Origin of the sequence: Kitasatospora sp. NBC_01560 (assembly GCF_045208415.1) — a bacterium.
Taxonomy (GTDB): Bacteria; Actinomycetota; Actinomycetes; order Streptomycetales; family Streptomycetaceae; genus Kitasatospora.
This window is the reverse complement of record NZ_CP109364.1, coordinates 6,785,915-6,812,341: the sequence shown is the minus strand read 5'-3', so window position 1 is coordinate 6,812,341 and position 26,427 is coordinate 6,785,915. Positions and strand designations below refer to the sequence as shown.

At 74.1% G+C, this 26,427-nt stretch carries 25 protein-coding genes and 1 riboswitch; of the genes, 16 read left to right on the top strand and 9 right to left on the bottom strand.

Going from position 1 to position 26,427, the window contains the following annotated elements; genetic code table 11:
- Positions 1-138: 138 nt before the first annotated feature.
- From OH807_RS29520 to OH807_RS29510, 3 genes are all read right to left on the bottom strand, one after another.
- Positions 139-1,464 (bottom strand): hypothetical protein, encoded by a 1,326-nt coding sequence (locus tag OH807_RS29520; RefSeq protein WP_406204782.1) that lies wholly within the window; start codon positions 1,462-1,464, stop codon positions 139-141.
- A 582-nt stretch (positions 1,465-2,046) separates the two neighbouring features.
- On the bottom strand, positions 2,047-3,162 hold the full coding sequence (locus OH807_RS29515) for an alpha/beta hydrolase family protein (RefSeq protein WP_406204779.1): 1,116 nt from the start codon (positions 3,160-3,162) through the stop codon (positions 2,047-2,049).
- Positions 3,163-3,444: 282 nt separating this feature from the next.
- Positions 3,445-4,158 (bottom strand): helix-turn-helix domain-containing protein, encoded by a 714-nt coding sequence (locus OH807_RS29510; protein ID WP_406204777.1) that lies wholly within the window; start codon positions 4,156-4,158, stop codon positions 3,445-3,447.
- Between the two features lie 193 nt (positions 4,159-4,351).
- A riboswitch (cobalamin riboswitch) is annotated at positions 4,352-4,582 on the top strand.
- Positions 4,583-4,678: 96 nt separating this feature from the next.
- Between OH807_RS29510 and OH807_RS29505 the strand changes: the two genes are divergently transcribed.
- The 8 genes from OH807_RS29505 (at position 4,679) to dacB (ending at position 14,258) form a co-directional block, all read left to right on the top strand.
- Positions 4,679-5,647, top strand: coding sequence for a cobalamin biosynthesis protein (locus OH807_RS29505; protein WP_406204774.1), 969 nt, complete (start codon positions 4,679-4,681; stop codon positions 5,645-5,647).
- Entirely contained in the window at positions 5,644-7,161 is a 1,518-nt protein-coding gene (locus OH807_RS29500) for a cobyric acid synthase (protein ID WP_406204771.1), read from the top strand. The genes OH807_RS29505 and OH807_RS29500 overlap by 4 nt, the downstream gene beginning before the upstream one ends.
- Positions 7,154-9,271, top strand: coding sequence for a putative cobaltochelatase (locus OH807_RS29495; RefSeq protein ID WP_406204768.1), 2,118 nt, complete (start codon positions 7,154-7,156; stop codon positions 9,269-9,271). Before OH807_RS29500 ends, OH807_RS29495 begins: the two co-directional genes overlap by 8 nt.
- Before the next feature lie 5 nt (positions 9,272-9,276).
- Complete coding sequence (gene cobO, locus OH807_RS29490; protein WP_406204765.1) at positions 9,277-9,882, top strand: cob(I)yrinic acid a,c-diamide adenosyltransferase; 606 nt, start codon at positions 9,277-9,279, stop codon at positions 9,880-9,882.
- Between the two features lie 4 nt (positions 9,883-9,886).
- On the top strand, positions 9,887-11,275 hold the full coding sequence (locus tag OH807_RS29485; RefSeq protein ID WP_406204762.1) for a cobyrinate a,c-diamide synthase: 1,389 nt from the start codon (positions 9,887-9,889) through the stop codon (positions 11,273-11,275).
- A gap of 112 nt (positions 11,276-11,387) precedes the next feature.
- A complete protein-coding gene (gene cpt / locus OH807_RS29480; RefSeq protein ID WP_406204759.1) occupies positions 11,388-11,936 on the top strand; it encodes a chloramphenicol phosphotransferase CPT in 549 nt (182 codons plus the stop codon).
- Between the two features lie 60 nt (positions 11,937-11,996).
- Positions 11,997-12,470, top strand: a complete 474-nt coding sequence (locus OH807_RS29475; RefSeq protein WP_406204756.1) for an OsmC family protein — start codon at positions 11,997-11,999, stop codon at positions 12,468-12,470.
- A 219-nt stretch (positions 12,471-12,689) separates the two neighbouring features.
- A complete protein-coding gene (gene dacB / locus OH807_RS29470; RefSeq protein ID WP_406204753.1) occupies positions 12,690-14,258 on the top strand; it encodes a D-alanyl-D-alanine carboxypeptidase/D-alanyl-D-alanine-endopeptidase in 1,569 nt (522 codons plus the stop codon).
- A 102-nt stretch (positions 14,259-14,360) separates the two neighbouring features.
- Here dacB and OH807_RS29465 read toward each other — a convergent pair whose 3' ends face one another.
- Entirely contained in the window at positions 14,361-15,092 is a 732-nt protein-coding gene (locus OH807_RS29465) for a hypothetical protein (RefSeq protein WP_406204751.1), read from the bottom strand.
- Positions 15,093-15,565: 473 nt separating this feature from the next.
- A complete protein-coding gene (locus OH807_RS29460; protein ID WP_406204748.1) occupies positions 15,566-17,899 on the bottom strand; it encodes a collagenase in 2,334 nt (777 codons plus the stop codon).
- A gap of 338 nt (positions 17,900-18,237) precedes the next feature.
- On the opposite strand from OH807_RS29460, the gene OH807_RS29455 reads away from it, so the two are divergent.
- On the top strand, positions 18,238-19,044 hold the full coding sequence (locus OH807_RS29455) for a serine hydrolase (RefSeq protein WP_406204745.1): 807 nt from the start codon (positions 18,238-18,240) through the stop codon (positions 19,042-19,044).
- A gap of 20 nt (positions 19,045-19,064) precedes the next feature.
- Entirely contained in the window at positions 19,065-20,024 is a 960-nt protein-coding gene (locus tag OH807_RS29450; RefSeq protein WP_406204742.1) for a hypothetical protein, read from the top strand.
- Positions 20,025-20,048: 24 nt separating this feature from the next.
- Here OH807_RS29450 and OH807_RS29445 read toward each other — a convergent pair whose 3' ends face one another.
- On the bottom strand, positions 20,049-20,537 hold the full coding sequence (locus tag OH807_RS29445; protein ID WP_406204739.1) for an NUDIX domain-containing protein: 489 nt from the start codon (positions 20,535-20,537) through the stop codon (positions 20,049-20,051).
- A 288-nt stretch (positions 20,538-20,825) separates the two neighbouring features.
- Positions 20,826-21,083, bottom strand: coding sequence for a hypothetical protein (locus OH807_RS29440; protein WP_406204736.1), 258 nt, complete (start codon positions 21,081-21,083; stop codon positions 20,826-20,828).
- Here OH807_RS29440 and OH807_RS29435 point away from each other — a divergent pair.
- The 4 genes from OH807_RS29435 to OH807_RS29420 all read left to right on the top strand — a co-directional run bounded on the left by OH807_RS29435 (position 21,082) and on the right by OH807_RS29420 (position 23,235).
- Positions 21,082-22,041 (top strand): DUF5753 domain-containing protein, encoded by a 960-nt coding sequence (locus tag OH807_RS29435; protein ID WP_406204734.1) that lies wholly within the window; start codon positions 21,082-21,084, stop codon positions 22,039-22,041. The genes OH807_RS29440 and OH807_RS29435 overlap by 2 nt on opposite strands.
- On the top strand, positions 22,038-22,244 hold the full coding sequence (locus tag OH807_RS29430) for a DUF397 domain-containing protein (RefSeq protein WP_406204731.1): 207 nt from the start codon (positions 22,038-22,040) through the stop codon (positions 22,242-22,244). Before OH807_RS29435 ends, OH807_RS29430 begins: the two co-directional genes overlap by 4 nt.
- A gap of 104 nt (positions 22,245-22,348) precedes the next feature.
- On the top strand, positions 22,349-22,555 hold the full coding sequence (locus tag OH807_RS29425; protein WP_406204728.1) for a DUF397 domain-containing protein: 207 nt from the start codon (positions 22,349-22,351) through the stop codon (positions 22,553-22,555).
- Positions 22,556-22,623: 68 nt separating this feature from the next.
- The gene (locus OH807_RS29420) at positions 22,624-23,235 is read left to right on the top strand and encodes a DUF3995 domain-containing protein (protein WP_406204725.1); all 612 of its coding nucleotides are present in this window, start codon (positions 22,624-22,626) and stop codon (positions 23,233-23,235) included.
- Positions 23,236-23,241: 6 nt separating this feature from the next.
- Here OH807_RS29420 and OH807_RS29415 read toward each other — a convergent pair whose 3' ends face one another.
- Positions 23,242-23,904: a hypothetical protein gene (locus tag OH807_RS29415; protein ID WP_406204722.1), complete on the bottom strand. Its 663-nt coding sequence runs from the start codon at positions 23,902-23,904 to the stop codon at positions 23,242-23,244.
- Between the two features lie 381 nt (positions 23,905-24,285).
- On the opposite strand from OH807_RS29415, the gene OH807_RS29410 reads away from it, so the two are divergent.
- Positions 24,286-24,807, top strand: coding sequence for a hypothetical protein (locus tag OH807_RS29410; RefSeq protein ID WP_406204719.1), 522 nt, complete (start codon positions 24,286-24,288; stop codon positions 24,805-24,807).
- A 35-nt stretch (positions 24,808-24,842) separates the two neighbouring features.
- Here OH807_RS29410 and OH807_RS29405 read toward each other — a convergent pair whose 3' ends face one another.
- Positions 24,843-25,745: an NADP-dependent oxidoreductase gene (locus OH807_RS29405; protein ID WP_406204716.1), complete on the bottom strand. Its 903-nt coding sequence runs from the start codon at positions 25,743-25,745 to the stop codon at positions 24,843-24,845.
- Between the two features lie 70 nt (positions 25,746-25,815).
- Between OH807_RS29405 and OH807_RS29400 the strand changes: the two genes are divergently transcribed.
- On the top strand, positions 25,816-26,391 hold the full coding sequence (locus tag OH807_RS29400; RefSeq protein WP_406204714.1) for a TetR/AcrR family transcriptional regulator: 576 nt from the start codon (positions 25,816-25,818) through the stop codon (positions 26,389-26,391).
- Positions 26,392-26,427 lie beyond the last annotated feature (36 nt).

The following is a 26,427-nucleotide window of genomic DNA, read 5'->3' as shown; positions in this document are numbered from 1 at the left end:
CGGCACCGCACAGCACGACGAAGGGCCCGGATCCGCTCCACGGATCCGGGCCCTTTCGCCTGCCCTCACAGGCCGTCCTGCCTGCCCTCGCGGGCAGTGTGCCGCCTGCTCCCGCGCCCGCCGGGGCGGGCAGCGCGGCTACGCGCCGCCGCGGTGCACGCTGAAGGCCGAGCGGCGGGCCGCCCGGGCCACGCCGGGATCCGGGTGGACCCCGGAGACGGCGGTCAGCACCGAGGCCGCCCGCGGGTGCCCGGACTGCCGGGCCCGGGCGAAGAGCCGGACGGGGTCGCCGGCCGAGGCGCCCTCGACGTGGCCCACCAGCAGCTCGGTCTCGCCGTGGTCGAGCACCGCGGCGGCGGTGTCCACCCAGAGCCAGGCGGCGTCCTCCGCGCCCAGCACGTCGGCCGGGGAGACCCCCTCGTCCGACTGCTCGGCCAGCCAGAGCAGCGCGTACGGGCGCAGCGCCGGCACGTCGACGGCGCCCCGGACGGCCTGCTCGGCGGTCGGGCCGGCCACCCGCAGTGCCTCGAAGGCCAGGCCGCGCACCAGCGCGTCGTCGCCCTGCGCGGCGTCCAGCAGCTCGGCCACCGCACGGTCGGCCGGGCGGGCGGCCACCCAGGCCCGGAACTCGGCGCGGGCCGGGCCCGGCGAGTAGTCGGCGCAGGCGTTGAGCAGCTCGAAGGCGCTCTGCTCGATGTGCCCGGCGGCGGTCTGCGCGACGGTGCAGATCTCCTCCAGCTTGGCCCGCACCGCCCAGTGCCCCAGCGGGGAGAGCTCGGCGGCGTCGTCCTTGCGGACCACCGCGCCGACGGCGGCCAGGCCGTCCAGCATCCAGTCCAGGACGGCGGCGACGTCGGCGGGCGCGGCCGGGGTGTCGATCTGCGGCTCGCGGCAGGTGCCGCGGACCGCGGAGACGGCCGAGGCGGCGTGCGGCACGGGCGACAGGCTGAGCGCGCCGTCGCCACCACCGACCCGGCGCTCGTCCAGGCCGCGGCGGAGCAGCTCCAGCAGCTCGCTGTCGGCGACCGGTCCGGCCACCAGATGGAGGAAGGAGAGCAGCTGCGGGGCCTGGTCGACGGCCTGCCCGGCGAGCACCGCGAAGACGCCGCGCAGGGCGGCGGGCGGCACCGGGGCGAGCAGCGTCCAGGCGTCGAACAGTGCCGACCAGCCGCGGACCACGGCCTCGTCGTCGTGCTCCCAGGCGTGCAGGCGCCAACCGGGGGCGGCGCCGCCGTCCCGGGCCTCGACCAGGCCGACCAGCAGCGCCTGGCCCCAGGCGTTGGCGGCGGAGCCCACCGTCATGGCCAGGGCACGGCCGGCGGCGCGGGCGTCGTCGGGGAGCAGCTCGCCGCGCTTGTCGACCTCGGCGAGCTCACCGGCCCAACGGGCGATCCGGACGGCGTCGACCAGCATCCGGCGGGCCAGCGGGGCGAGCTCGGCAGGAGCGGGGAAGCCCTCGGGCACCGGGACCCGGCCACGGCCGGGAGCGGGTGCGGGGCCTCGTCGGCGGGGTACGCCGGGGCTGCCGGCCCTCGCACCGGCGGGGCGGAGGGCAGTTCCGGGGAGACGGGTCACCGTCGCACCGGAGCCGATCGTCGGCGGGAGCTGGGCATCACGGTCGCGCGGGTTCCGAGACGTCACGTCGAGCAGTCTTCCCCTTGTACGGGCCTTCTGTCACATCCGGTTCGCCGCGGGCCTCGGAGGAGGGCCCAGGGGGGGCCACAAGATCGGGCAACAGAGGCAAACTGCCTGGCCGGATCTGTTTGGCGAGGGCACGTCATGACGGTGACGGGGTGCGGCCGGGAGAGCGGAGCGGGGCCGGTGGGGCGGGCGGGGCGGCCGGCCCGCGAAGGCCCGGCGGGGCGCAGCGGGCCCGCCGGACGGTGGGAGAGGGGCGGGCGCGGCGGGCGGCGGCCGCCCGGGGAGGAGCGGGGAGGACCGGGGAAGGGCGGGCACACGGGCCGGGGGAACGGGGCCGCGGAAAGGACCGGGGAAAGGCCCGGGAAAAGGCCGCGGAAAAGGGCGGCGGAACGCTCAGGGGAACGGTCAGAGGAACGGGGTGAGCCAGCGCCGGAGCAGTTCCTCGTACGCGGCCGGATCGGCGTTCCACAGGGCCGCGTGGTCGCCGCCGGGGACGCCCTGGAGGCTGACCACGTCGGGCCGCCGGCCGGCCAGCCGGGCGGCGGCCCGCCAGGGCGCCACCGGGTCGTCCGGGCCGTGCAGGACGAGGGTGGGCACCCGCAGGTCGGTGCCGTCGGCGATCCGGGCGAAGTCGGCCAGGTCCACGCCGGTGCGGCCCTCGACCGCGAGCGCGCCGAGCTCGGCCGCGGCGCCGGGGTAGCCGGCCCGGGCGGCGCCCCGGCGGGCGGTGGCGGGCAGGTCGAGGACGGGAGAGTCCAGGACGATGCTGCTGACCGAGGAGGCCCACGTGGAGCGGGCGGCGGTCTGCAGGGCGACCGTCCCGCCGACGCCCCAGCCGTAGAGGACGACCCGGCCGGCGCCGTGCTCCAGGGCCAGCCGGACGGCCGCCTCGACGTCCCGCCACTCGGTCTCGCCGAAGTGCCCGAGGCCGTCCGGGGAGGGGGGTGCGTCGGCGTCCCCGCGGTAGGTGACGGCGAGGCTGGGCAGGCCGAGCCGCTCCAGCAGCGCGATCACCGGCAGGGCCTGCTGCCGGTCGGCGCCGGTGCCGTGCACCAGGACGACCCAGGTGCCGCGCCGGCCGTCGACGTACCAGGCGGGGAGGGCGCCGAGCTCGCCCTCGGCGGCGGTCTCGGTGAACGGCAGGCCGAGGGCGCTGAGAGGGTCCCCCAGGTACACCCGGGGGGTGAAGCGTACGACCGTGCCGGGCACCAGGGTGCCGCGGTCGGCACGGACCAGCCGCCTGGTCACGCCCTGCGCGTCGGCGTGCAGGATCTCCTCGACGACGGCGTGCCCGTTCTCCCCCCACTCGACGGCCCAGCGGCCCGGGCGGGCGCTCTCCGGGCTGCGGGTGAAGGTGACGCGCCCGGCACCGAGGCTCTGGACCACGACGGGGCCGCCGGTCCGCTTCCGCGCCGCCACGGGGCTGACCATCCGCTCGGACGCCCTCCTCCCGATGACCAGTACGGCGGCCCCGGCACCGACGGCGGCGGCCGCCACGGTGGCTGCGATTCCCCAACGCATGTCGCTCCCCGCTCTGTTCGTCCCGGCCGCCCGGTTCGACCCGGCCGCTGCGCCCGCGTCCCGGCACGCGTTCCGGAGCTCGTCCCGGACCGGGCAGTGTGCCCACCAGTCCACTCGCGGAGCCGGCGGACGGCCACCCGGCACGGCCGTCCGGGTGCATCCGGACGGGGCTCGCCGGGCCGGGGGCACCCGGAGACGCGCAGGGGACGGACGCAGGGGACGGACGGAAGGGACCGACGGAAGGGACGGACGGAGGGGAGCAGCGGGACGGGGCGCCCCGGGTCAGGCCGGGATGTCGGTCGCCTGCCGGGCCAGCAGCCCCCAGAACCGCTCGCCCAACGGCTGCTCCGGCTGCGCCGGCTCGCGCGCCGCCGGCGCCGGGGAGCCCCAGGTGCCGGCGCCCCAGTGGGAGGACACCTGGTACTCGTTCTGCAGCGCCGCCAGCACGGTGGCGAGGCCCTGCTCGGGCACCGGCACGATCCGGCCGATCGCCCGGACGTGCGCCTGCCAGCGGCCGTCCACGCACTGCCGCAGCAGCCGGTCCAGCTCGTCCCGGCGGCCCGTCACCGCGACCAGCTCGCGCAGCCGCAGGCCGAGCACCTGGGCGAGCGCGTACGACTCCTCCTGGCCGCCGTCCCAGCGGCCGGTGGCCTCGGCCTGCTGGTACTGCCGCAGCGGGATGCCGATCCGGCGGGCGGCGTTCTCCTGGTTCAGCTCGCGGGCGACCCGGAAGTCCCGCAGCCGGGCCGGCCGGGCGCCCATCAGCTGCGCGGGCGGGCACCAGAGGGCGCGGGCCAGCGCGATGAACTCCTCCTCGGTGGGGCGCAGCTCGCCGCTCTCCCAGCCGAGCACATGGGCGGGCAGCAGCCGGACCCCGTGCGCGGCCATGCCCTCGGCCACCTGCTCGGGGGTCAGGCCGAGACCGGCGCGGTGCGCGCGGGCGGCCGCGGGCGAGAAGGGCACCGGGGGCACGGCGGGGGGCTGTCTGCGTCGCATGGCACCCGACGGTAGGCCTTGGTGCTTCGGCTCCCCAGCCGCCGAACACACGAAGCCCGCCTGTAGGGGTCTACAAGGGGATGGACGATCCCACAGCCTGTCATGCCCCTGCACGGGGTGGTGATCAGAGGTAGCGACGGGGCGCCGGCCCCCGGCCACGTGTGACCAACCCCTCCGTGACCTTGGTTGACGCGTACTCCGGCCGCGTGATGGGATCCTTCAGCCAATACGGAGGCATGCAGAGGAAGCCGGTGCGAGTCCGGCGCGGTCCCGCCACTGTCACCGGGGAGCACGTCCGAACTCCTTCCCCCGCCCGCGGGGAGCGGGAGCGCAGGCCGGTACGGCGGACCGTCAGGTGCCGCCGGAGGCCCGGATGTGCGTCGGACCCGGAAGCCAGGAGACTCTCGCCCCCGGTACGTCGATCCAGGGCGCGGACCCTGAGTGAGGACACGCACGCCATGCAGGCCGCCCCACCCCCCGTCGTACTCCGCTGCCCGCAGCGGGAGCCGCTCGCGTTCACGTGCGCCCGCTGACCCGCGCCGCCGCCTTCGCGGCGGGCGCCGTGACCGGCTACCTCGCCGACGCCCGGTTCGGCGACCCGCGCCGTGGTCACCCGGTGGCGGTCTTCGGCAGCGCGGCCGGCCGGCTGGAGCGGCGGATCTGGCGCGACGACCGGGCCGCCGGCACCGCCTACACCGCACTCTGCGTCGGCACCGTCGCGGCCGGTGCGGTCGCCGCCGACCGCCTGCTCGGCCGCCGGCCGCTCGGGCGGGCCGCGCTGGCCGCCGCCGCCACCTGGACGGTGCTCGGCGGCACCTCGCTGACCCGGGAGGCCCGGACCATCGGCCGCTCGCTGGCCGCGGGCGACCTCGCCGCCGCCCGGGAGCGCCTGCCGCACCTGTGCGGCCGCGACCCGAGCGCCCTGGACGAGCAGCAGCTCGCCCGCGCGGTGGTCGAGTCGGTCGCCGAGAACACCGCCGACGCCGTGGTCAACGCCCTGGTCTGGGGCGGGCTCGCGGGCACCCCCGGGCTGCTGGCGTTCCGCGCGGTCAACACGCTGGACGCGATGGTCGGCCACCGCTCCCCCCGCTACGCCCGGTTCGGCTGGGCCTCGGCGCGGCTGGACGACGTGGCGGGCTGGCCGGGCGCGCGGCTGACCGCACTGCTCACCGTCGCCTCCGCGCCCGAGCCGCGCACCGCCTGGCAGGTCTGGCGGCGGGACGGCTCCGCGCACCCCAGCCCGAACGCGGGCCAGGCCGAGTCGGCCTTCGCGGGCGCGGTCGGCGTCCGCCTCGGCGGCACCCTGCAGTACGGGGAGCGGGTCGAGCACCGGCCCGTCCTGGGCGAGGGGCTGCGGCCGGTCGGGGTGGACGACATCGAGCGGGCCTGTGTGCTCTCCCGAAGGGTGGGCGCGCTGGCGCTGGGTACGACGGTCGCCGGGCACCTGCTGGTGCGGGCGGCGTTCAGGAAGAGGAGGGGACGCGGATGAGCAACGCACTGCTGGTCGCCGGGACGACCTCGGACGCGGGCAAGAGCGTGGTCACCGCCGGCATCTGCCGCTGGCTGGCCCGCCAGGGCGTCCGCGTCGCGCCGTTCAAGGCGCAGAACATGTCGCTGAACTCCTTCGTCACCGCGGACGGGGCCGAGATCGGCCGCGCCCAGGCGATGCAGGCGCAGGCGGCCCTGGTGGAGCCCGAGGCGGCGATGAACCCGGTGCTGCTCAAGCCCGGCGCGGACGGCCGCAGCCAGGTGGTGCTGCTCGGCCGGGCGGTGGCCGAGGTGGGCGCGCTGGACTACCGCGAGCGCAAGCCCGTGCTGCTGGAACGCGCCCTGGAGTGCCTGGCCGACCTGCGCGGCCGCTACGACGTGGTGATCTGCGAGGGGGCCGGCTCGCCCGCCGAGATCAACCTGCGGGACCGCGACATCGCCAACATGGGCCTGGCCACCGCCGCCGGGCTGCCGGTCGTGGTGGTCGGCGACATCGACCGCGGCGGGGTGTTCGCCGCGATGTACGGCACGCTGGCGCTGCTCTCCGCGGAGGACCAGCGGCACGTGGCCGGCTGGTTCGTCAACAAGTTCCGCGGCGACGCCCGGTTGCTCGCCCCCGGCCTGGAGATGCTGCACGAGCTGACCGGCCGTCCGGTGCTGGGCACGCTGCCGATGCTGCCGGACCTCTGGCTGGACGCCGAGGACTCGCTCGACCTGTCCACCGTGGTCGACCGGACCGCCGGGCGCGGGCCGCTCGGCGCGGACGTCCTGCGGGTGGCCGTGCTGCGCCTCCCCCGGCTCTCCAACTTCACCGACCTCGACGCGCTGGCCCAGGAGCCGGGCGTGCTGGTCCGCTGGGCCACCCGGCCGGAGGAGCTGGCCGACGCCGACCTGGTCGTCCTGCCCGGCACCCGGGCGACCGTCGCCGACCTGGCCTGGCTGCGCGAGCGCGGCCTGGAGCCGGCGCTGCGGGCGCGGGCGGCGGCCGGGCTGCCGGTGCTCGGCGTCTGCGGCGGCTACCAGATGCTGGCGCACGACATCGTCGACGAGGTCGAGTCGAAGGCCGGCGCGGTGCCGGGCCTGGGCCTGCTGCCGACGCACGTCCGGTTCGGCGCCGAGAAGGTGCTCGGCCGGCCGGTGGGCGAGGCGTTCGGGCAGCGGGTCGAGGGCTACGAGATCCACCACGGGATCGTCACGGTGGAGGGCGGCGAGCCGTTCCTCGACGGCTGCCGGGTGGGGTCGGTGTTCGGCACGACCTGGCACGGCGCACTGGAGAACGACGGCTTCCGGCGCGAACTGCTGCGCGAGGTGGCCGCGTTGTCGGGCCGGGCGTTCGTGCCCGCACCCGACGTCTCGTTCGCCGAGGCGCGCGAGGCCCGGCTGGACCGGCTGGGCGACCTGATCGAGGAGCACGCGGACACCGACGCGCTGTGGAAGCTGATCGAGGGCGGGGTGCCGGCCGCGGGTTCGCTGCCGTTCCTGCCGCCCGGGGCCCCCTTGGAGAATCATGAGTGACGTCCGCTACCCCTTCACCGCGATCGTCGGCATGGCCGACCTGCGGCTCGGGCTGCTGCTCAACGCCGTCTCCCCGGCCGTCGGCGGGGTGCTGGTGCGCGGGGAGAAGGGCACCGCCAAGTCGACCATGGTGCGCGCGCTGGCCGGCCTGCTGCCGTCCATCGACACCGTCGACGGCTGCCGGTTCGCCTGCGACCCGGCCGCCCCCGACGCGCAGTGCCCGGACGGCACGCACGAGGGCGCGGGCACCGCCGGACGCCCGGCCCGGCTGGTCGAGCTGCCCGTCGGCGTCACCGAGGACCGCATCGTCGGCTCGCTCGACCTGGAGCGGGCACTCGCCGAGGGCGTCAAGGCGTACGAGCCGGGCCTGCTGGCCCGCGCGCACCGCGGCGTGCTCTACATCGACGAGGTCAACCTGCTCCAGGACCACGTGGTGGACCTGCTGCTCGACGCCGCCGCGATGGGCCGCTCGTACGTCGAGCGCGAGGGCGTCTCGGTGCGGCACGCCGCGCGGTTCCTGCTGGTCGGCACGATGAACCCGGAGGAGGGCGAGCTGCGGCCGCAGCTGCTCGACCGGTTCGGCCTGACCGTCGAGATCGCCGCCACCCGGGAGCCCGCCGAGCGCGCCGAGGTGGTCCGCCGCCGGCTCGCCTACGACGCCGACCCGGCCGGCTTCGCCGCGCGGTTCGCCGCGGACGAGGAGGCGCTCGCCGGCCGGATCGAGGCCGCCCGGAAGCTGCTGCCCGAGGTCGAACTGACCGACACCGCCCTGCGCCAGCTCACCGCCGTCTGCGCGGCCTTCGAGGTGGACGGCCTGCGCGCCGACATCGTGATGGCGCGCACCGCCGTCGCCCTGGCCGCCTGGGCCGGGCGCACCGAGGTGCTGGAGGAGGACGTCCGCAAGGCCGCCCAGCTGGCCCTGCCGCACCGGCGCCGGCGCAACCCCTTCGACGCGCCCGGGCTGGACGAGGAGCAGCTCGACCGGACGCTGGAGGAGCACGCCGCGCCGGAGGAGCCCGAGCAGCCTGCGGAGCCGGCGGAGCCCGAGGAGCCCGAGGGCGGCCCCGAGGGCGACGGCCCGGGCGACGGCGGCTCGCAGGACGGCGGGCCCGACGACGGCGGCCCGGACAACGGCGGCGGCGGCGCGCCCGCCCCGGCGGACACCCAGGGCGCCCCGGACGGCTCCGCCGCGGCGGAGCCGGAGGCCCCGGCCGGCGGCGAGCCCGCGGTGCCCCCGCAGGCCCCCGGCGGCGCCCGGGAGACCGCCCCGGTCGCGGCCGGCGACCCGTACCGGACGCGGCTGTTCAAGGTCGACGGCACCGGGAAGGGCGCCCAGGGCCGGCGCTCCCCCGCCGAGACCGACGGCGGCCACACCATCCGCGCCCGCCGCCCGCAGGGCCGGCTGGCCCGGCTGCACCTGAGCGCCACCCTTCAGGCCGCCGCACCGCACCAGGCGGCGCGCGGCCGGTCCGCGCGGGCCCTGGTGCTGCACAAGGACGACTTCCGCGAGCAGGTCCGCCAGGGCCGGGAGTCCAACCTCGTGCTGTTCGTCGTGGACGCCTCCGGCTCGATGGCCGCCCGGCAGCGGATGACCGCCGTCAAGGGCGCCGTGCTCTCGCTGCTGATGGACGCCTACCAGCGCCGCGACAAGATCGGCATGATCACCTTCCGCGGCGCCACCGCCGAACTGGCCCTGCCGCCCACCTCCTCCGTCGAGGTCGGCGCGGCCCGGCTGGAGACGCTGCCGACCGGCGGCCGGACGCCGCTGGCGGCCGGGCTGCTCCGGGCGCACGAGGTGCTGCGGGTGGAGCGGATGCGCGACCCGCACCGCCGCCCGCTGCTGGTCGTGGTGACCGACGGCCGGGCCACCGGCAGCCGGGACGCCGTCGCGCAGTCGCACCGGGCGGCCGGCCTGCTGGCCGCCCAGGGCGTCGCGAGCGTCGTCCTGGACTGCGAGGCCGGCCCCGTCCGGCTCGGCCTGGCCCGCACCCTGGCGGGGCAGCTCGGCGCCTCCGCCGTGACCCTGGACGAGCTGCGCGCCGAGGGCGTCGCCTCACTCGTCCGCGACAACCGCCCCACCAGTTCCCCGATCGCGCGAAAGGCGGCCTGATCCCGATGCCCAAGGGTGTTCCCGAGAGCGTTCCCGAGGACGGCCTGACGACCCGTCAGCGCCGCACGCTGCCGATCACGGCCGTGCACACCGGCCCCGGCAAGGGCAAGTCCACCGCCGCCTTCGGCATGGCGCTGCGCGCCTGGAACCAGGGCTGGCCGGTCGGGGTGTTCCAGTTCGTGAAGTCCGCCAAGTGGAAGGTCGGCGAGGAGAACGCGCTGCGCGTGCTCGGCGCCTCCGGCGAGGGCGGCACCGTCGACTGGCACAAGATGGGCTCCGGCTGGTCCTGGATCCAGCGCTCCACCGAGATGGAGATGGACAGCGAGGCCGCGGCCAAGGAGGGCTGGGAGCAGGTCAAGCGCGACCTCGCGGCCGAGACCTACCGCTTCTACGTGCTCGACGAGTTCACCTACCCGATGCACTGGGGGTGGGTCGACCCGGAGGAGGTGGTCGCCGTCCTCAAGGACCGCCCGGGCAGCCAGCACGTCGTCATCACCGGCCGGTACGCCCCCGAGGCGCTGACCGGATTCGCCGACCTCGTCACCGAGATGACCAAGGTCAAGCACCCCATGGACGCCGGCCGCAAGGGCCAGCGCGGTATCGAGTGGTAGAGCGTTGAACAGCCTGTCGAACAGCATCCCCCGACTCGTCGTCGCCGCGCCGTCCTCCGGCTCCGGCAAGACCACCGTCGCCACCGGCCTGATCGCCGCGCTCGCCGCCCGCGGGCTCGCGGTCTCGCCGCACAAGGTCGGCCCGGACTACATCGACCCGGGCTACCACGCCCTGGCCGCCGGCCGGCCGGGCCGCAACCTGGACGCCTTCATGTGCGGGCCGGAGCGGATCGCGCCGCTCTTCCTGCACGGCGCGGCCGGGGCGGACGTGGCGGTGGTCGAAGGCGTGATGGGGCTGTTCGACGGCGCCTCCGGGCGCGGCGAGCTGGCCTCCACCGCGCACGTCGCCAAACTGCTGCGGGCCCCCGTGGTGCTGGTGGTGGACGCCTCCTCGCAGTCCCGCTCGGTGGCCGCGCTCGTGCACGGCTTCGCCTCCTGGGACCCCGAGGTCCGGCTCGCCGGGGTGATCCTCAACCGGGTCGCCTCCGACCGGCACGAGCACCTGCTCCGCGAGGCCCTGGAGGAGGGCTCCGGCGTGCCCGTGCTCGGCGCGGTGCGGCGCTCCGCGGCCGTCGCCACGCCGTCGCGCCACCTCGGCCTGATCCCGGCCGTCGAACGCTCGGCCGAGGCCCTGAGGGCCGTCGCCGACATGGGCGAGCTCATCGCCGCCTCCGTCGACCTCGACGCGGTGCTGGCGCTCGCCCGGACGGCGCCCCCGCTCGACGCCGCCCCCTGGGACGCCGCCGCCGAAGTCACCCCGGTGGCCGGCGCGCCGCGGATCGCGGTGGCCGGCGGCGCCGCGTTCTCCTTCTCGTACGCCGAGAACGCCGAACTGCTCACCGCGGCCGGCGCCGAGGTCGTGCCGTTCGACCCGCTGCACGCCGGCGGACTCCCCGACGGCGCCTCCGGGCTGGTGATCGGCGGCGGGTTCCCCGAGCTGTACGTCAAGGAGCTCAGCGCCAACACCGCGCTGCGCACGGCGATCTCCGCGTTCGCCGCCTCCGGCGGGCCGATCGCCGCCGAGTGCGCCGGGCTGCTCTACCTCGGCCAGGAGCTGGACGGCCTGCCGATGTGCGGCGTGCTGGCGACCGCCGCCCGGATGACCGAGCGGCTCACCCTCGGCTACCGGGAGGCCGTCGCCCTCAACGACTCGCCGCTCGCCCCGACCGGCACCCGGGTCCGCGGCCACGAGTTCCACCGCACGGTCTGCGAGCCCGCGGCGGGCGACCGGCCCGCCTGGGGCTGGCGGCAGCCCACCGGCCCGCACACCGAGGGCTTCGCGGGCGGCGCGGCGGACAACGTCCACGCCTCCTACCTGCACCTGCACTGGGCCGGGGCACCGCAGCTCGCGGCCACCTTCACGGCGGCCGCGGCGGCGTACCGGGCGGGCTGAGCCGGCAGGCTCCGCGGGCGCCGCGGGCCGGGGCGCGGGTCGGGGCGCGGTCCGGGGTGCGGGGGGCGGAAATGCCGGGGCGGGGCGGCTGCTCGCGACCTAGGGTGGCGGGATGAGTACTGCACAGGTGATCGTCCTCAACGGGGGCTCCAGCTCGGGCAAGTCGAGCATCGCCCGCTGCCTCCAGGAGCTGCTGCCGGACCCGTGGCTCACCCTCGGCGCCGACACCCTCGTCGACGCCCTGCCCCCCGCCCTGCGCGAGGGCGGCGACGGCATCGGCGGCGTCACCGAGGACGGCGACGGCACGGTGACGGTCGGGCCGGTGTTCGCCGCCCTCGACCACGCCTGGAGCGCCGGAGTGGCGGCCATGGCCCGGGCCGGCGCCCGGATCGTCGTCGACGAGGTCTTCCTCGGCACCACCGCCTCGCAGGAGCGCTGGCGCACCGCCCTGGACGGCCTGGAGGTGCTCTGGGTCGGCGTCCGCTGCGCGCCCGAGGTCGCCGCCGCCCGCGAACGCGCCCGGGGCGACCGGGCCGTCGGCATGGCCGCCGCCCAGGCCGAGGCGGTGCACCTGGGCGTCCACTACGACCTGGAGGTGGACAGCGGCGGCACCGACGCGGCCACCTGCGCCCGGATCGTCGCGGACCGGCTCACCGCCTGAACCGGGCGTGACCGCCATGGGGTTGACTGTGCACCGGACACCCCCGCGGAGAGGCACCCGATGGCCAAGCTGCACACGTACACCGCCGAGATCACCTGGACCGGCAACCAGGGCACCGGCACCAGCAACTACCGCGCCTACCGGCGCGACCACGACGTGGCGGCGGAGGGCCTGCCGACCATCCCCGGCTCCTCCGACCCCGCGTTCCGCGGCGACCCGGCCCGCTGGAACCCCGAGCAGCTGCTGCTCGCCTCCGTCTCCCAGTGCCACCTGCTCTCGTACCTGCACCTGTGCGCGGTGAACGGCGTCGTCGTCACCTCGTACGTCGACCGCCCGGTCGGCACCATGGAGGAGACGCCGGGCGGCGGCCACTTCACCGAGGCGGTGCTGCATCCGCGGATCGAGGTCGCCTCGCCGGAGATGGTGGAGAAGGCGCTCGCCCTGCACACCGACGCCCACAAGGCCTGCTTCATCGCCGCCTCGGTCAACTTCCCCGTCCGCCACGAGCCCGTGGTGACGGCGACCCCCGCGTAGGGCGTCCCCGGTGGATCCACCCGGTGGGGCTCCGGGCGGCCGTACTGTCCGCCGCCTGCGCCGTTCGCGGTGGCATGCGGGTGAACGGTGCGGCGGGGGGTTCGGGGGGCGGGGGCGGTGCGGTATCCCTCTCGGGCCGAGTAGCCGTCAGGGTGGCCGTGTGCGCCCGGAAGAGGTGGGTTCGTGAGATCGAGAACGATTGCGCGAGGTTGGCGGGCCGTGGCCGCCGTCGTCACCGCGACGGCGGCCACCGTCATGACCGCGGGCGGCACAGCGGCCGCCGATCCCGCGCACGGCGGGGACGGGCTCAGCCCGGACATCCTCGCGATCATGCACAAGCCCGGCTACGAACACGCACAGTGGGGCCTGCTGGAGATCGACGACACCACGGGCGAGGTGATCCACTCCCAGTACCCGAACCAGTTCTTCATCCCCGGCTCGACGGCCAAGCTGGTCAGCGTCTCCGGCACCTGGCACACGCTCGGCGGCGACCACCGGTTCACCACGCCCGTACAGGCCGTGGGCACCCGCAGCGGGACCGTCCTGGACGGCTCCCTCGTCCTCGTCGCGCAGGGCGACCTCACCATGGGCGGGCGGACCGAGCCGGACGGCAGCGTCGCCTTCACCCCGATCGACCACACCTACGCCGACGACGTCCCCGGCGCGACGCTCACCCCCGAGGACCCGCTCGCCGGGCTCGACGAGATCGCCCGCCAGGTCCGCGCCTCCGGGCTCACCGAGGTGCGGGGCGACCTCGCGATCGACGCCCGGCTCTTCGCCCCGGACGCCGGGCTGGACCCCACCCCGACCCCGCTGATCATCAACGACAACCTGATCGACCTGCTGTCCACCGCCACCACCCCCGGGCAGCCGGCCCAGCTGAGCTGGCGGCCGCAGGTCGCGCCGTACCAGGTCGAGTCGACCGTCCGGACGGTCGAGGCCGGCGGCACCACCGACATCGCCGTCTCCGCCTCGCCGGACGGCACCCGCATCACCCTGTCGGGCACCATCGCGGCCGACGCACCGCCGACCCTGCGGGTCTCCCACGTGCAGGACCCGAACGCCTTCGGCCGCACCGCCCTGATCGAGGCGCTCGCCCGCGCGGGCGTCACCGTCACCGCCCCGCCGACCGGGCCCAACCCGGCCCACCTGGTGCCCGACAGCTACGACGGCACGCAGCGCGTCGCCGCGTACGTCTCCCCCGTCTACGAGCAGTACGCGCGGCTGATCCTCAAGGTCAGCCACAACCTCGGCGCCAACCTCGGCATCTGCCTGATGGCCGTGACCACCGGCAGCCACCAGTGCGCGGACGGCTTCCCCGTCCTGCGGGACTTCCTGACCGGGGCCGGGATCGATCCGAAGAAGGTCCAGCTGCTCGACGGGCGCGGCGGCAACCCGGTGGACCGCGTCACGCCCGACGTGGAGAACGAGATCCTGCACTACTGGCAGGGCACCCCCGAGGCCGACCGGTTCCGCGAGGCGCTGCCGATCCTCGGCGTGGACGGCTCGCTCGCCTTCGCCTGCGACGGCTGCCCGACCTGCCCGGGCAAGGGCAAGGTGTGGGCCAAGCCGGGCTCCGTCATCGGCTACGACGCCGTCAACGACCGCCTCGCCGTCGGCGGCGAGACCCTCGGCGGCTACCTCGCGGCGGGCCACGGCCGGCTGCACACCTTCTACCTGGCGGTGAACGGCGCCTCCACGCCGAACATCAACACCTTCTTCGACGTGATCAACGACCTGAACCGGATCGCCGGCCTCCTCCAGGAGCAGGCCGAGGCCCGTCCCTGACGCCTCCCCCGGCACACCCCGAGGGCCCCGACCGCCGACCGGTCGGGGCCCTTGCCGTGTTGGCGGGCGGCTGTGGCCGGGGCCGGGCACTCAGGCCGACGGTCAGGCCCAGGTGGTCAGGTCGTACACCGCCTCGCAGTACGGGTCCGGGCGGTCCGTGGCCCGACGGGCCTCCAGGGTGGGCGCGTCCATCGGGTTGAGGATGGCGACGAGTTTGGCCGCCGCCCACCACCCGGGGATCCTCGGCGTGCCGTCGGCGCCGGAGGTGGCCAGGTCCACGCCGATGGTGCGGCCGTCGTGGCCCAGGTAGACCCGGACCGCTCCCGGGGCCGGCCGGACGAAACCGGTCACGGTGTAGAGCTCGGGCGCCACGGTGGCGCGGGCCTCGGACCACAGGGGGTCGCCGACCAGGTCCGCGATCACGTAGTCGAGGGCGTCGTCGCCGTCCGCGCCGGCCTCGTCCGGGAGCAGCCCGGCCGCCAGCAGCGGCCCGGCGTCGAGCGCGCGCCCGCAGAACGGGTCGGCGGGCGCGCCGGGCGGCGACGCACCGCCGGAACCACCCAGCAGCAGGGCGAGTTCGCGCAGCAGGCCGACGTACCACCACGGCGGCCGGGGCGTTCCTCCGGGGAGCCGCGTCGGCAGGTCCACCGCGGTCGCGGCCGGGCCTGCGGCGTCCGCGCGTTCGGACAGGTAGAGCCGCACCCGCCCACGCCCGGAGTGGACGAATCCGCAGAGCCGCAGCGCCGTTCCCGGCAGCGGCGCCGCGACGTAGCGGCGCAGCGCCAGCAGCGTACGGGCGACATCGACATCGGCTCCGGGCGGTTCGGCGGTCACGATGCGTCGATCCGGTCCGGGCCGGCCGTCCGGCCGGCGCGGTACACCGACAGCGACAGCCCCGTCGCCTGAACGCCCGGCACCGCAACGGCAGTACACACCGAGGACATTCGTCCGAAGACCCTCATCGCACCCTCTCCCACAGCTCCGACCCGCCGGCCACCCCGGCACTGACACCGTGGCGCTCACACCGTGGCCGGTCCCCCGCCGACCGGCGGGCCCGACACGACGCAATGTCACGCGACCGGGTGAGTCGGCGGGGGCGGCGGGAGCAGAACCGGCCCCGAACCGCCTTCGGCGCACCGGCATCGGCACACCGGCTTCGGCACACCGTGTGAGAGCCCGGTGGCCCGGAACCGCTGCCCCGACGGTGGACGGCGGCGGCCCCTGCCGTCCACGATCGGACGGCAGGGGCCGTGGCCTGTCCGGCCGGGTCCGCGTTCACCGGGAGCCGGGACTCCCGGCGGGGTGGCTCAGTTGTACTGGGCGGTGACGCTCACGCCGCTGAAGTCCTGAGCGGCGGCGAGGCTGAAGTAGACCCAGCCGGCCGGCGGGTCGGCGATGGTGAGGGTCTCGCCGTTGCCGGCGTTGGTGGACTTGGCCTGGTAGTTGGCGGTGGTGGCCCAGTTGCTGCCGCCGTAGTAGAGGTCGGCGTTGCCGGTGCCGCCGCTGCTGGTGACGGTCAGCTGCTTGACGCCGGCCGGCAGGTACAGGAAGTGGTAGCTGTAGTTGCCGGTGGTGGCCGCGAGGTTGTCCCGGCGGCAGTTCTTGTCGAACTGGCGCGGGTCGGCGATGGTGCAGAGCGGGATGGCCGGGGTGACCGGCGCCTCCGGCAGGGGGCCGCAGTCGTTGGTGGCGCAGGTGGTCGTCAGCCAGGTGTCGAAGCCCGCGTCGTAGCCCGTGCCGATGGTCTGCTTGAGGAAGGCGCGGGCGCCGTTCCAGTCGCCGGTGCGGTACTTGGCGAGCAGGGTCTGCATGTCGGCGGGGTGCGCCTGGAGCATGTAGCGGACGGCCAGCCAGCCCCAGCGGTAGACCCGGTTCGAGTTGACGTCGGGGTCGCCGGTCTGGTCGTAGACGGTGTCGAAGAGCTCGCTGAGCTTGTACGTCTTCTTGGCGGCCTCGGCGATCGCGTCGGCGTTGCGCACGTTGCGGTAGCCGTAGGAGATGTTCTCGGCGATGCCCTCGACCCACCAGATGGTCGGGGTGACGATGCCGGCCTCGAAGTCGCCGTACATGTTGTAGCGGCCGTCGAGGTAGTGGGTGTACTCGTGGTTGAGGTTCCAGATCTGGAAGCTCGGGCGCAGCCAGCTCGCCTCGTGGGCGATGAAGCGGGCCTGGTTGCCGGGCAGGGCGGGGTTGCCCTCCTCGTACATGCCGCCGTTGTCCACGTCGATGTCGTAGAAGGACCAGGCGTACAGCGAGTAGTTGTAGTAGTCGTCGAAGGCGACGACCTCCAGGTTGGTGTTCACGTCACCGGGGATCGCGCCCTTGTCGCCGATCACCTTGTGGAAGTAGGCGTCCTGGTTGACCAGGCTGGTGCAGGTGGTCGTCAGCTGCGCGGGGGACATGTCCTGGGCGCGGATCTTCAGCCCCGGGTTGCAGGTGTACTGGATCGGCAGGATCACCGGCATCAGGCGGGTGTTCATGTCGCAGATGCCGTAGGCCGCGCAGTTGCCCTTGTCGAACTTGCGGGTCGCCCAGGCCAGGTTCATGGTGATCGGGGCGGTCGGGCCGACGTTCGGATACCGGTTGATCAGGTCCTTGAGCAGCGGCCGGAGCTGGGCCTTGAGCTCGGGCACCACCAGGGCGTAGCCGAGGTAGCGGCCCATGTTGCTGACCATGTCGTCGCGGTTCAGCAGGTCTTCGTTGCGGGTGATGAAGTCGGCCCAGGTGGTGAGGAGGCTGCCGTCGGCCTTGAGGGCCGCCTTCAGGCCCTGGCTGTCGGCCTTGGGGTCGAAGGCCTCCTCGATGATCCAGTCGAAGTGTTGCAGGGACAGGTTCATCCGCTGGGGCCAGGTGCCGTTGTAGCCGGCGAGCATCCACTGGAGCACGCCGTCGTACCGGCCGAGCGACTTGGTCTGGCCGATCACCGTGACGACCTCGTTGAGGAGGTCGCCGTTGGCGTCGGTGATGTCCTTGCTGTGCGGGGCGGCGAAGAAGGCGTCCAGCGCGCCGTGGGCGGCGGTCTCCAGCGCCGGACCGTAGGTGCCGATGACGCCCGGGTTGACCTCGTGCAGGTAGTAGCCGGCGCGCAGGAACATCACCAGCTGCCCGACGGACGTGCTGTTGTCGCCGGGGTAGGTGGCCGAGGTGTCGCGCAGCGCGTTGGCGACGGTCACCATCTTGGCTTCGCCGAAGGCGTTCGCGGCGTCGGTGCCGGTGAGGTTGAACAGCGGGTAGGCGCAGGGGACGTTCGGCAGCGCCTTGAGCTGCTGGACCAGCGCGCTGCCGGTGGAGTTGATCAGCCCGGACATGTCCGGACAGGGATCCCCGGCCGCGGCCGAGAACTGCTTGGCCGCCTTGACGGGCGCGGTGACCGGCGCGGCCGGCGCGGTGGACTCCTTGCCGTAGTCCTGCGAGGAGAGCTTGAACGTGCTGCTGTTCCTGGCCTCGGGCGACTTGGGGACCGGGATGGACCGCGGCACCGGGGCCGTGGCTCCGGCGGCGGCCGCACCGGCCGGGGCCGCCGGGGCGCCGGCGGGGGCGGCCTGGCTCTGCGGTGCGAACAGGCCGAGCGCGATGAAGAAGGCCGCACCGAGCGCAGGGATTCTGCGCGCGTTGGCCTTCGATATCAGGGAGGGGCGCATCTGTGGGGGCCTCCGGGGCCGTGGTGGCCGTGTGCTGGGGACACGGCCGTTCGGTGTGTGACATGTAAAATTGCACATGTCGCATCACACTCGGAAGACCTGCGGCCGGTTTGCCACCCCACCGAAACTGAACCGTTGTCATACCGCCGACCCCGGACGGCTGCCAGCCGGTCGCCCGAGCGTCACTCCGCGCGCGTGCCACGGAGGAGGAAGGGGAGGTGGGGGCCGCGATCCCGTGTCGCGACGAGACCCAATCCGGCCCCCGCGCTCCGCGTGAGAGCCCGGCAGCCGGGTAGACGACTGACCAACACCCGTCGCCGTAGGAATGGATGGCCCCGATGGTCGATTCCGGTGCAGTGCGCGCCGCCGTGGAAGCTCAGGTCGAGGAGTTCGCGGGCGGCGGCGACGGCGCGGGAGTCCGTAGCGTCCTCGTGAAGACCCTCGGCGGACCACAGCTCACCGTCGCCCGCGGCGCCGACCAGGTGCTGCCCGCCGCGAGCCTGGCCAAGATGATCCTGGGCGTCGCACTGTTCGAGGCCGGACGGCGGGGTGACGTCGACACGGAGGCCCGCGTCCGGGTCGGCGACCTCCCGGGCACCATGTATCCGAGCGTCCTGCAGGCCCTCGATCCGGCGTCGACCCTCACCGTCCGGGAGTTGTGCGGGTTCTCGTTGGTGACCAGCGACAACCCGGCGGCCGAGTACGTCCGCGCCGTCCTGGGACAGGACCGGATCGACGCAACGATCAAGGATCTGCGACTGCACTCGACGGCCTTCCCGGCCGGCTTCTCCGAACGGGAGCTCGGGCCGCTGGGCCGGGCGAACACCACGACCGCGGAGGACACCCTGCGGCTCATCGAGCACATCGAGCACACCCCGCACCTGGAGCCGCTGCGGCGGTACTTGGTCAACTACCTGCGCAACGACCGGATTCCGTCCCGCCTGGACGACGACCTCCCGGTGCGGCACAAGACCGGCAGCCTCCGGGGCGTGGTGAACGACGCCGGGATCGTGCTCCATCCGACGGCGCCCGTCGCCCTGGTCTTTCTGACGGACGGTCAGTCCGATAACGTTCGCACAGCACAGGAGATCGGGGAGGTCTCCGAGCGGATCGTCCGGATCATCGCAGAAGCGTCGGCGCACTGACGCCGCCCGCGGGGGTGCGCGTGGCTGCGTCACGGGAACAACAACTGCGCAAGATTCTGGTGCTGGTCAACGCCCTCGCCCTGTCCATGGGCCTGGCATGCGTCGTGACCGCGTCCCTACTCACCCACCAGCAGGTGGTGGCGACGGTACTGAGTCTCGTCGGCGGCGCCTTCGTGTCGGCCGCGGTGGTGACCCTGGCCATCGGGTCGCTGACCGTGCGCGAGACCACCGAGCAGGTCGACAGCGCGGTGCTCCGTGGCATGCAGGACGTGCTCGGCCCGGTACGCGATCCGCTGTTCGCCGGCGCACTGTCGGCCTACCGCTACGACTGTCTGCTCGCACCACCGCCGCCCGGTGACGCCCACCCCGACTACCTGTACCAGAGCTTCCGGATCTCCTACCGGATCGAGACGCTCCCCAGAACGGTGAGCATCGCGTGCCTCTCCTCCAACGACGACGGCTGCCTGGACCGCTTCACCGGCCCGGAGATCCTGCTGCGCTGGATGATCGACGACAACCTCGACCCGGACGACCCCGCGATCTTCTCGATCGGAGCCGTCCGGGTGGACACCAGGGACTTGGAACGCAAGCCGCCGACCCACGAGGCCGTCACCGGGGGAACGGCCCGGATCGACCACTTCTCGGTGCCGCACGAGGCCCAGGTCACCTCCGGCCACCTGGTCGAACTGAGCGTCACGGCACGGAAGTACGTCGGCAACGACCGCCGCGTGCGCATCCAGGCCCAGATCTTCCGCCACGTCACCGATGCCGAGTACCGGCTCACCATCGATCCCGCGATCAGGCCCACCCGCCTGGGCGTCAACGCATCGGAGATCAGCTCGCTCGGCGCCGCCCACGGCGCCAGCGTCCGGGCCACCTTCCCGGCCCCGTTCAACAACCTGGCCGGCCTCGTCCAACTGCCCTTCCCCCTCCAGCCCGGAAGCGTCATGGCCTTCACCATCGACCGCGAGGTGCCCTGAGAGCGGCGCGACCCGGCACCGCCCTCACTCCGCCGGGCTGCCGCGGAGGAGGAAGGGCAGGTGGGTGCCGCGGGAGAGGGCGGCGCGGGCCTGGGCGAGACGGCGGTGGTCGTCGGGGGGCATGACGTCCGACAGGCGGGCGGCGTGGATCCAGTGGACGCCGAGGACGTGCTGCGGCGGTCTGTGTCGGGCGACGACGGTCTCCTGTGCCGAGCTCAGCCGACCGCCCCAGTGGACGAAGTGCACCGTCTCCGGGAGGAGCCGGCCGTCGACGTGGTCGGCCGCGAGGAGGGTGCGCAGCGGGAGGACGAGCCCGGTCAGCGTCTCGGCGTGCCGACGGGCCGCGAGGTGCGGCAGTTCGTGCCGCTCGGCGTTGCCGCCCGGCAGGACGAGCCCACCGCTGCCGGTGGTCTCGACGAGGAGGACGGCGCCGTCCCGGTTGAGGACGAGGGCGTGGTGGGCGTGCCGGCGCCGCGGCGGGTCGGTGAGCGCCTCGGGCAGCGGGTAGAGCATGACGGCGTCCTTTCGGGGAGGTCCAGGAGGGGGAGTCGGGGTGACCGGCCCGGTCCGCACGGGAGTCGCGGACCGGCGCACGGGAACGTCAGCGGGTCGGGCCCGGACGGCAACAGTGACGGAACACCGCCGGGAGGCCGGCCACGATGCCGGCGGTCAGGATCAGCCCGGAGATGAGCAGGCGCGGGGCGAGCGGCCCGTCCCGGATCGGCCAGCAGACGAGCGCCGCAGCACCGGCACTCAGGGCCGGGACGGCGACAACCGCTCTCAGCAGCCGGGCCGTCGGGCTCACGCCGAGGCGCTGTTCGCGCGCGGCCGGCTCGGGTGCTGGACGGTGAGGTGGCGGGGCTCGGCGAGCCGCTGGACGCACTCCGGGCCGGTCGTCCACTCACAACCGCCGGGCTCCGGACGGAGGTAGACCGATCCGTTGAGGGTGTCCATGTAGACCCCCTCGACCGGGTGCCCGTCGGCCCCCTTGCGGGCGAGGTCGCGGACCACCTCGCCAACGCGCGGCTGGTAGACGGGAATACGGGGACGGCTGGGCATGGTTGGGCTCCGATGGTTGCGCTGCGTCCCGGATCTTTCACGGGGTGTAGCCATAGTGGCCCGGCCGGATCTACGATGGCCAGGGTCTAACCTTGACCGTTCCGTCTGGTTATTGGTGGCAAGAGCTATGCAGCACAACGAAACTGACGCAACCTCATCGCCGCTGGTTCGCTTCGGGCTTGAGCTTCGCAGGTCAAGGCGATCGATGAGGTGGTCCCAGACCGAGCTGGGGCGCCGGATGGGTTACTCGAATGCCATGGTGTCGTACGTCGAAAGAGCGAAGAAGGCCATAACCTCTAACTTTGCAGTTAGGGCCGATGAGGTGTTCGAAACCGGCGGAACGTTCTACGAGTTGTGGTGCCGATACTCGAAGTCCAGCCTGCTGGAAGGATTCCCGGAGTTCGCCGACGCGGAGGCCCGATGCCGCCGTCTGCGCGAGTTTGCGCTGACGATCGTCACAGGGCTGTTCCAGGTACGCGAGTACGCCGAGGCACTCGGGCACGCGGCCGTGCAGCGAGGGGCGATCACGCAGTCGGCATCGGAACAACGAGTGGACTTCCTGGCCTCCCGTCAGCAGATTCTGAGCAAAGCCAAGCCACCGCTGATCCATGCAGTACTCGATGAGAGCTGTCTGACGCGGCCGATCGGGGGAGAGGCTGTGATGATCAAGCAGCTGGATCACATAGCGGAGCTCGCCGCCAGGCCGAACATCACCATCCAGGTCGCCCCGCACCACCTGGGGGAGAACCTGCCGTTCACCATGCCGGTGACCTTGCTGGACCTACCGGACGGATCGGTCGTCGGATACGCCGAATCACATGCACGAGGGCACCTCGAACGCGCCCGGGAAACGGTCACGGCATGGGAGAGAGACTACGATCAGCTGGTGGTGGAGGCTCTGTCAAAAACTTCCTCCCTGAAGCTGATCCACAAGGCTCGAAAGGAGCTAGCCTCATGAATCCCGACCTGTCCGGCGCAGCATGGGTGAAGTCGTCGTACTCCAACAACGGCGGTCAGTGCGTGGAAGCCTCCCCGAGCTTCCCCGGGCTGATCCCCGTCCGGGACTCCAAGGACCCCGAGGGCCCCGCGCTCGTCTTCCCCGCCGATGCCTGGCGGGCGTTCGTCGCCGGCGTCCGGGACGGCGAATTCGGCTCCGCCTGAACCCCGTTGACGCCGGAGGGCCCCGACCGCAGGACTGGTTGGGGCCCTCTTCGCGTAGATACCGTGGGGATGTGCCCCGTCCGCACCGCTCGGAAGGATTCGCCATGCAGCAGCTCGACCTGTCCGACGCACGCTGGTTCAAGTCGTCGTACTCCAACAACGGTGGCAACTGCGTCGAAGCCTCGCCCGACTTCCCCGGTGTCGTCCCCGTCCGGGACTCCAAGGACCCGGACGGCCCCGCGCTCGTCTTCCCCGCCGACGCCTGGCGCGCGTTCGTCGGTGCTGTCCGGCGTGGGGAGTTGGGCGGGTAGCTCCGCAGGGGGAGGGCCTCCTCCCCCGGAACGAGGCTTCGCCGGTGCGGGCCCGACACGGTGGAGCCATGCAGATCGATCGTGCCGTGCGCGGCACCGCCCGACCGCCGGCCCTCCCCTCCTGGCAGGCCCGTTGGCCGGGCTGGGCCGTGGTGGTGTGGGGAGTGCTGTTCGCGGTGCCCAGTTTCGTCTGGGCGTTGGGGAGTACGGCGGGTGCGCGGTCGACGGTCGCACCGGACCTCGTCCGCCTCGCCGTGGACCGGGTGCCGTGGTTCCTGGCCGTCCTCTGGATCACCGGCGCCCTGAAGCTCGTCGGCGCGCTGATCGGACTCGGCCTGTCCCGGCCGCGCGGTGTCCGGGCCGGCCGTCTCCTGGCGTTCTGCGGGGGCGGCGCGGCGGTGCTGACCGGCTGGCACGGTGGTCTCTTCATCGTCCACGGCGTGCTGGTCGAGGCGGGGTCCGTCGCCGTCGCACCCGATCTGCTCGGGCTGACCCGCTGGTACCTGTACCTCTGGGGCCCGTGGTTCGTCGCCGGTGCGCTGGCCTTCGCCGGTGCCACCGTGGGGTACGTGCAGGGCTGCGGGCCCGCCGATCAGCGGGGCCTGCGGCGGTCCGGCGCGGTGGGGGCGCTCGGGGCGCTGGTCCTGTCGCTGGCGTCGACGGTCACCGGGATCGGCTGACGGCCGTCACCGGCCCGGGGCGTACTCGACGTGCAGTTGCCCCGGCACGCCCTTCGGCGGGCGGCCGGTCCGGGTGCCGGTCTCGTGGGTCAGGGTGACGCAGTAGTGCGAGCGGCTGGGCCACCGGGCCAGCTCCGTCTCGGCCTCGGTGTTCAGGGAGCTGATCCGGGTGCCGCTCCAGCGGAACGCGTCCGCGGTGCCGGTCAGGAACAGCGTGCGCGCGGCTCCCGCAAAGTGCAGCCCGTCGCGCCAGCCGGCGAAGCGGTGGCTCGCGAAGTCGATCGCGTCCTCGGCCGGGAAGTCGCTCTCCGGGACGTCCGCGGTGTGCGGTACGCCGCCCCGGCCGAGGCGGGAGCGGACCTCCTTCCACCGGGACGGCGGGAAGGCCAGGCTGTGCTGGAGCAGGACGAGGTCCAGCCGGACGGCGTCCTCGTCCGCGCCCGCGGGGGCGGTGCCGGCGCGCAGCGGCAGGTGGATGAGCGAGCGCGGGGAGCGTGCCGCGAGGGCCCAGGCGGCGGCGAGGTCGCGGGCGCCGGCCCGGTCCGCGAGGAGGTGCAGCCACCATTCGCCGTCGAGCAGCACGGCGCGGCCCTTGCCGGGGTCGACGGTGATCACCCGGTACTCGCCACCGCCGGCCCGCACCCGGTGGACCGTCGTCCTCAGCTTCACGTCCCGCCCCACCTCCGCTCGTCGCAAGTCGGCCTGTCCAACGTCCTGTTCCGCCCCGCGGCATCGCGACGGAGAGCGACGTCGGGCGGGTTCCGGTCACTGTAAGCGGCGGATCCGGCCCGCAGAAAACGGGTTTCCGGAACGGGCTGGTCACCGGCCCGGCGCGGTGCTTGCATGGAGGTGTACGCCACGACGCCGGACGCCTCAGGCTGCGCCGCTGGCGACGTGGCGCGGACAACGGCGTGTCAGGCGCGATCGGTGCCACCTCCGGCCGGCCCCCGGCCGCCGCCCCCATCCCTCATCCCCTCCCCCGCATTCCCGCTCCGTCGGAACCCGCCCGGGTCGCCACCCGCGGCCCGGGTGCCCGAAGGGAGTTCCGTCATGGTCAGCTACGTCAAGACAGACCCCACCTGCACGTCCGAGATCCTCTTCATCGGCCCCACCGGCCTGCGGCCCTACAGGGGCGACAACCCCCAGAACATCCCGCTGGAGCTGTACATCGACGTTCTGGCGCCGGATGAGGGCTTCAGCACCGTGGACTTCGAGGACATCAAGCTCATGCTCACCGTCACCGATCCGGCCGGGGTGCAGTTCGTCGCCCACGAGGCGAGCGGCGGCGCCGTCTGGGGCGTTCCCAACGGCGCCGACTGGCTGGAGTCGCTGCCTCCCGTGCCCACCTCCCGCGTCCGGTTGCGGCACAAGACCGGCCGGCTGGCCTCTCCCAAGCGCCCGCTGGACGGCCTGTCGCACTACGTCGGTATCCAGGGGCTCCCGGACGGAGCCGGCCTGACCTTCACCGCCTCGGCCACCGCGACCCGGGTGGTCGCCGCGGCGGTCGGGTGCGAGCTGCGGATCCAGGACCTGCACTCGGGCGAACAGCTCACCGGGTACCTCGGCGGCTAGGCGCCGCCCGGGCGATCGTGCGGGACGCCGGCCGATCACGCGGTTCGGACGACCAGGACCCGGCGCCCCCGGGTGTGACCGGCACGGCTGTCGGCGTGCGCCGCCGCTGCCTCGGCGAGCGCGTACGACTTCTCGACCGGGATGTGGAGCCTGCCCCGGGAGATGAGGCGGACGGCCTCGGCGAGCGCGTCCGGCACGCTGCCGGCCACGCCGGAGAACCGGACGCCCAGCTGCGGCGCGTCGAGGTCGGCGATGGAGACGACCCGCTGCGGGTCCCCGGTCAGCTCGACGAGTTCGCGGATCACGCCCGAGCCGGCCAGGTCGAGGGCCGCGTCGACCGGGCCCAGGTGCCGCACCCGTTCGAGCCAGCCGTCGTGGTAGGTCGTGGCGAGGGCGCCCAGGCCGCGCAGGTAGTCCTGGTTCGCCGCCCCGGCCGTGCCGATCACCGTGATGCCGTGCGCGCGGGCGATCTGCAGCACCGCCGACCCGACGCCGCCGGAGGCGCCGCTGACCAGGAGCGTCTGCCCGGGCCGGACGCCGACCTCGCGGAGGATGCGCAGCGCCGTCTCCACCACCGACGGGTACCCGGCCGCCTCCTCGAAGGCCAGCCCCGCGGGCATCCGGGCCCAGGCCGACAGCACGGCGAACTCGGCGTACGTGTCGGTGCCCTCGCCGAACACGTGGTCGCCGACCTCGACACCCTCGACGCCCTCGCCGACCTCGTCCACCACCCCGGCGGCGTCCAGGCCGACCCCGGCGGGCAGCTCGACCGGATGGGCGCCGAGGACCTGGCCCTCCCGGATCCTCCAGTCGACGGGGTTGACGCCCGCCGCCCGCACCGCGATGCGTATCCGGCCGGGGCCCGCGTGGGGCTCCTCGGCCTCCACCAGGCGCAGGACCTCGGGACCGCCGAACTCGGCGAAGCTGATTTTCCTCATGCGGCCGACGATAACCCTAACCGTTAGGATTTCACAACGGTGAGGGTTTCCTACCTGGTAGTGTCATGGCATGACCGAGCCGCCCGGACGCCGCGAACGCAAGAAGGCCGCGACCCGTCAGAAGATCGCCGACACCGCGCTGCGGCTCTTCCTGGAACGCGGCTACGACGCCGTGGGAATCCGTGACGTGGCGGCGGAGGCCGACGTGGCCGTCACCACCGTCTTCGCCCACTTCGCCTCGAAGGAAGCCCTGGTCTTCGAGCGCGACCAGGACTTCGAGCAGCGCCTCACCCGGGCGGTCACCGACCGGCTTCCGCACGAGCCGGTCGTCCCGGCGCTGCACCGCGAGGTCCAGGCCCTGGTGCGGCACTGCACGGCGGAGGGCAGCGCCCCCGTGCAACGCATGATCGAGGAATCGCCTGCCCTGCGGGAGTACGAGGAGTCGATGAGCCTGCGTCACGCGCAGGCGCTGGCAGTGGCGCTGACCGCCGATCCCCACCTGTCCCGGAGTGCGACGGCCTGCCGGGCGACCGCGCGGTTCACCATCGACGCCTACGCGCTGGCCTGCCGGGCGGACGATCCCGGGGCCACGGTGGACGAGGTCTTCCGGATGATCGAGGCGGCCTGGGAGGCCACCGCACCCTGAGCCGGGGACGGGGCTGCGGCTGCGGCTGCGGCCCGA

What these genes read in the sequence shown, in the direction of transcription:
- OH807_RS29515 (WP_406204779.1), bottom strand. Translation starts at nt 3,162, where the DNA reads ATGCGTTGGGGAATCGCAGCCACCGTGGCGGCCGCCGCCGTCGGTGCC.
- OH807_RS29510 (WP_406204777.1), bottom strand. Translation starts at nt 4,158, where the DNA reads ATGCGACGCAGACAGCCCCCCGCCGTGCCCCCGGTGCCCTTCTCGCCC.
- OH807_RS29500 (WP_406204771.1), top strand. Translation starts at nt 5,644, where the DNA reads ATGAGCAACGCACTGCTGGTCGCCGGGACGACCTCGGACGCGGGCAAG.
- OH807_RS29495 (WP_406204768.1), top strand. Translation starts at nt 7,154, where the DNA reads ATGAGTGACGTCCGCTACCCCTTCACCGCGATCGTCGGCATGGCCGAC.
- cobO (WP_406204765.1), top strand. Translation starts at nt 9,277, where the DNA reads ATGCCCAAGGGTGTTCCCGAGAGCGTTCCCGAGGACGGCCTGACGACC.
- cpt (WP_406204759.1), top strand. Translation starts at nt 11,388, where the DNA reads ATGAGTACTGCACAGGTGATCGTCCTCAACGGGGGCTCCAGCTCGGGC.
- OH807_RS29475 (WP_406204756.1), top strand. Translation starts at nt 11,997, where the DNA reads ATGGCCAAGCTGCACACGTACACCGCCGAGATCACCTGGACCGGCAAC.
- OH807_RS29460 (WP_406204748.1), bottom strand. Translation starts at nt 17,899, where the DNA reads ATGCGCCCCTCCCTGATATCGAAGGCCAACGCGCGCAGAATCCCTGCG.
- OH807_RS29455 (WP_406204745.1), top strand. Translation starts at nt 18,238, where the DNA reads ATGGTCGATTCCGGTGCAGTGCGCGCCGCCGTGGAAGCTCAGGTCGAG.
- OH807_RS29445 (WP_406204739.1), bottom strand. Translation starts at nt 20,537, where the DNA reads ATGCTCTACCCGCTGCCCGAGGCGCTCACCGACCCGCCGCGGCGCCGG.
- OH807_RS29435 (WP_406204734.1), top strand. Translation starts at nt 21,082, where the DNA reads ATGGTTGGGCTCCGATGGTTGCGCTGCGTCCCGGATCTTTCACGGGGT.
- OH807_RS29440 (WP_406204736.1), bottom strand. Translation starts at nt 21,083, where the DNA reads ATGCCCAGCCGTCCCCGTATTCCCGTCTACCAGCCGCGCGTTGGCGAG.
- OH807_RS29430 (WP_406204731.1), top strand. Translation starts at nt 22,038, where the DNA reads ATGAATCCCGACCTGTCCGGCGCAGCATGGGTGAAGTCGTCGTACTCC.
- OH807_RS29425 (WP_406204728.1), top strand. Translation starts at nt 22,349, where the DNA reads ATGCAGCAGCTCGACCTGTCCGACGCACGCTGGTTCAAGTCGTCGTAC.
- OH807_RS29420 (WP_406204725.1), top strand. Translation starts at nt 22,624, where the DNA reads ATGCAGATCGATCGTGCCGTGCGCGGCACCGCCCGACCGCCGGCCCTC.
- OH807_RS29410 (WP_406204719.1), top strand. Translation starts at nt 24,286, where the DNA reads ATGGTCAGCTACGTCAAGACAGACCCCACCTGCACGTCCGAGATCCTC.
- OH807_RS29405 (WP_406204716.1), bottom strand. Translation starts at nt 25,745, where the DNA reads ATGAGGAAAATCAGCTTCGCCGAGTTCGGCGGTCCCGAGGTCCTGCGC.
- OH807_RS29400 (WP_406204714.1), top strand. Translation starts at nt 25,816, where the DNA reads ATGACCGAGCCGCCCGGACGCCGCGAACGCAAGAAGGCCGCGACCCGT.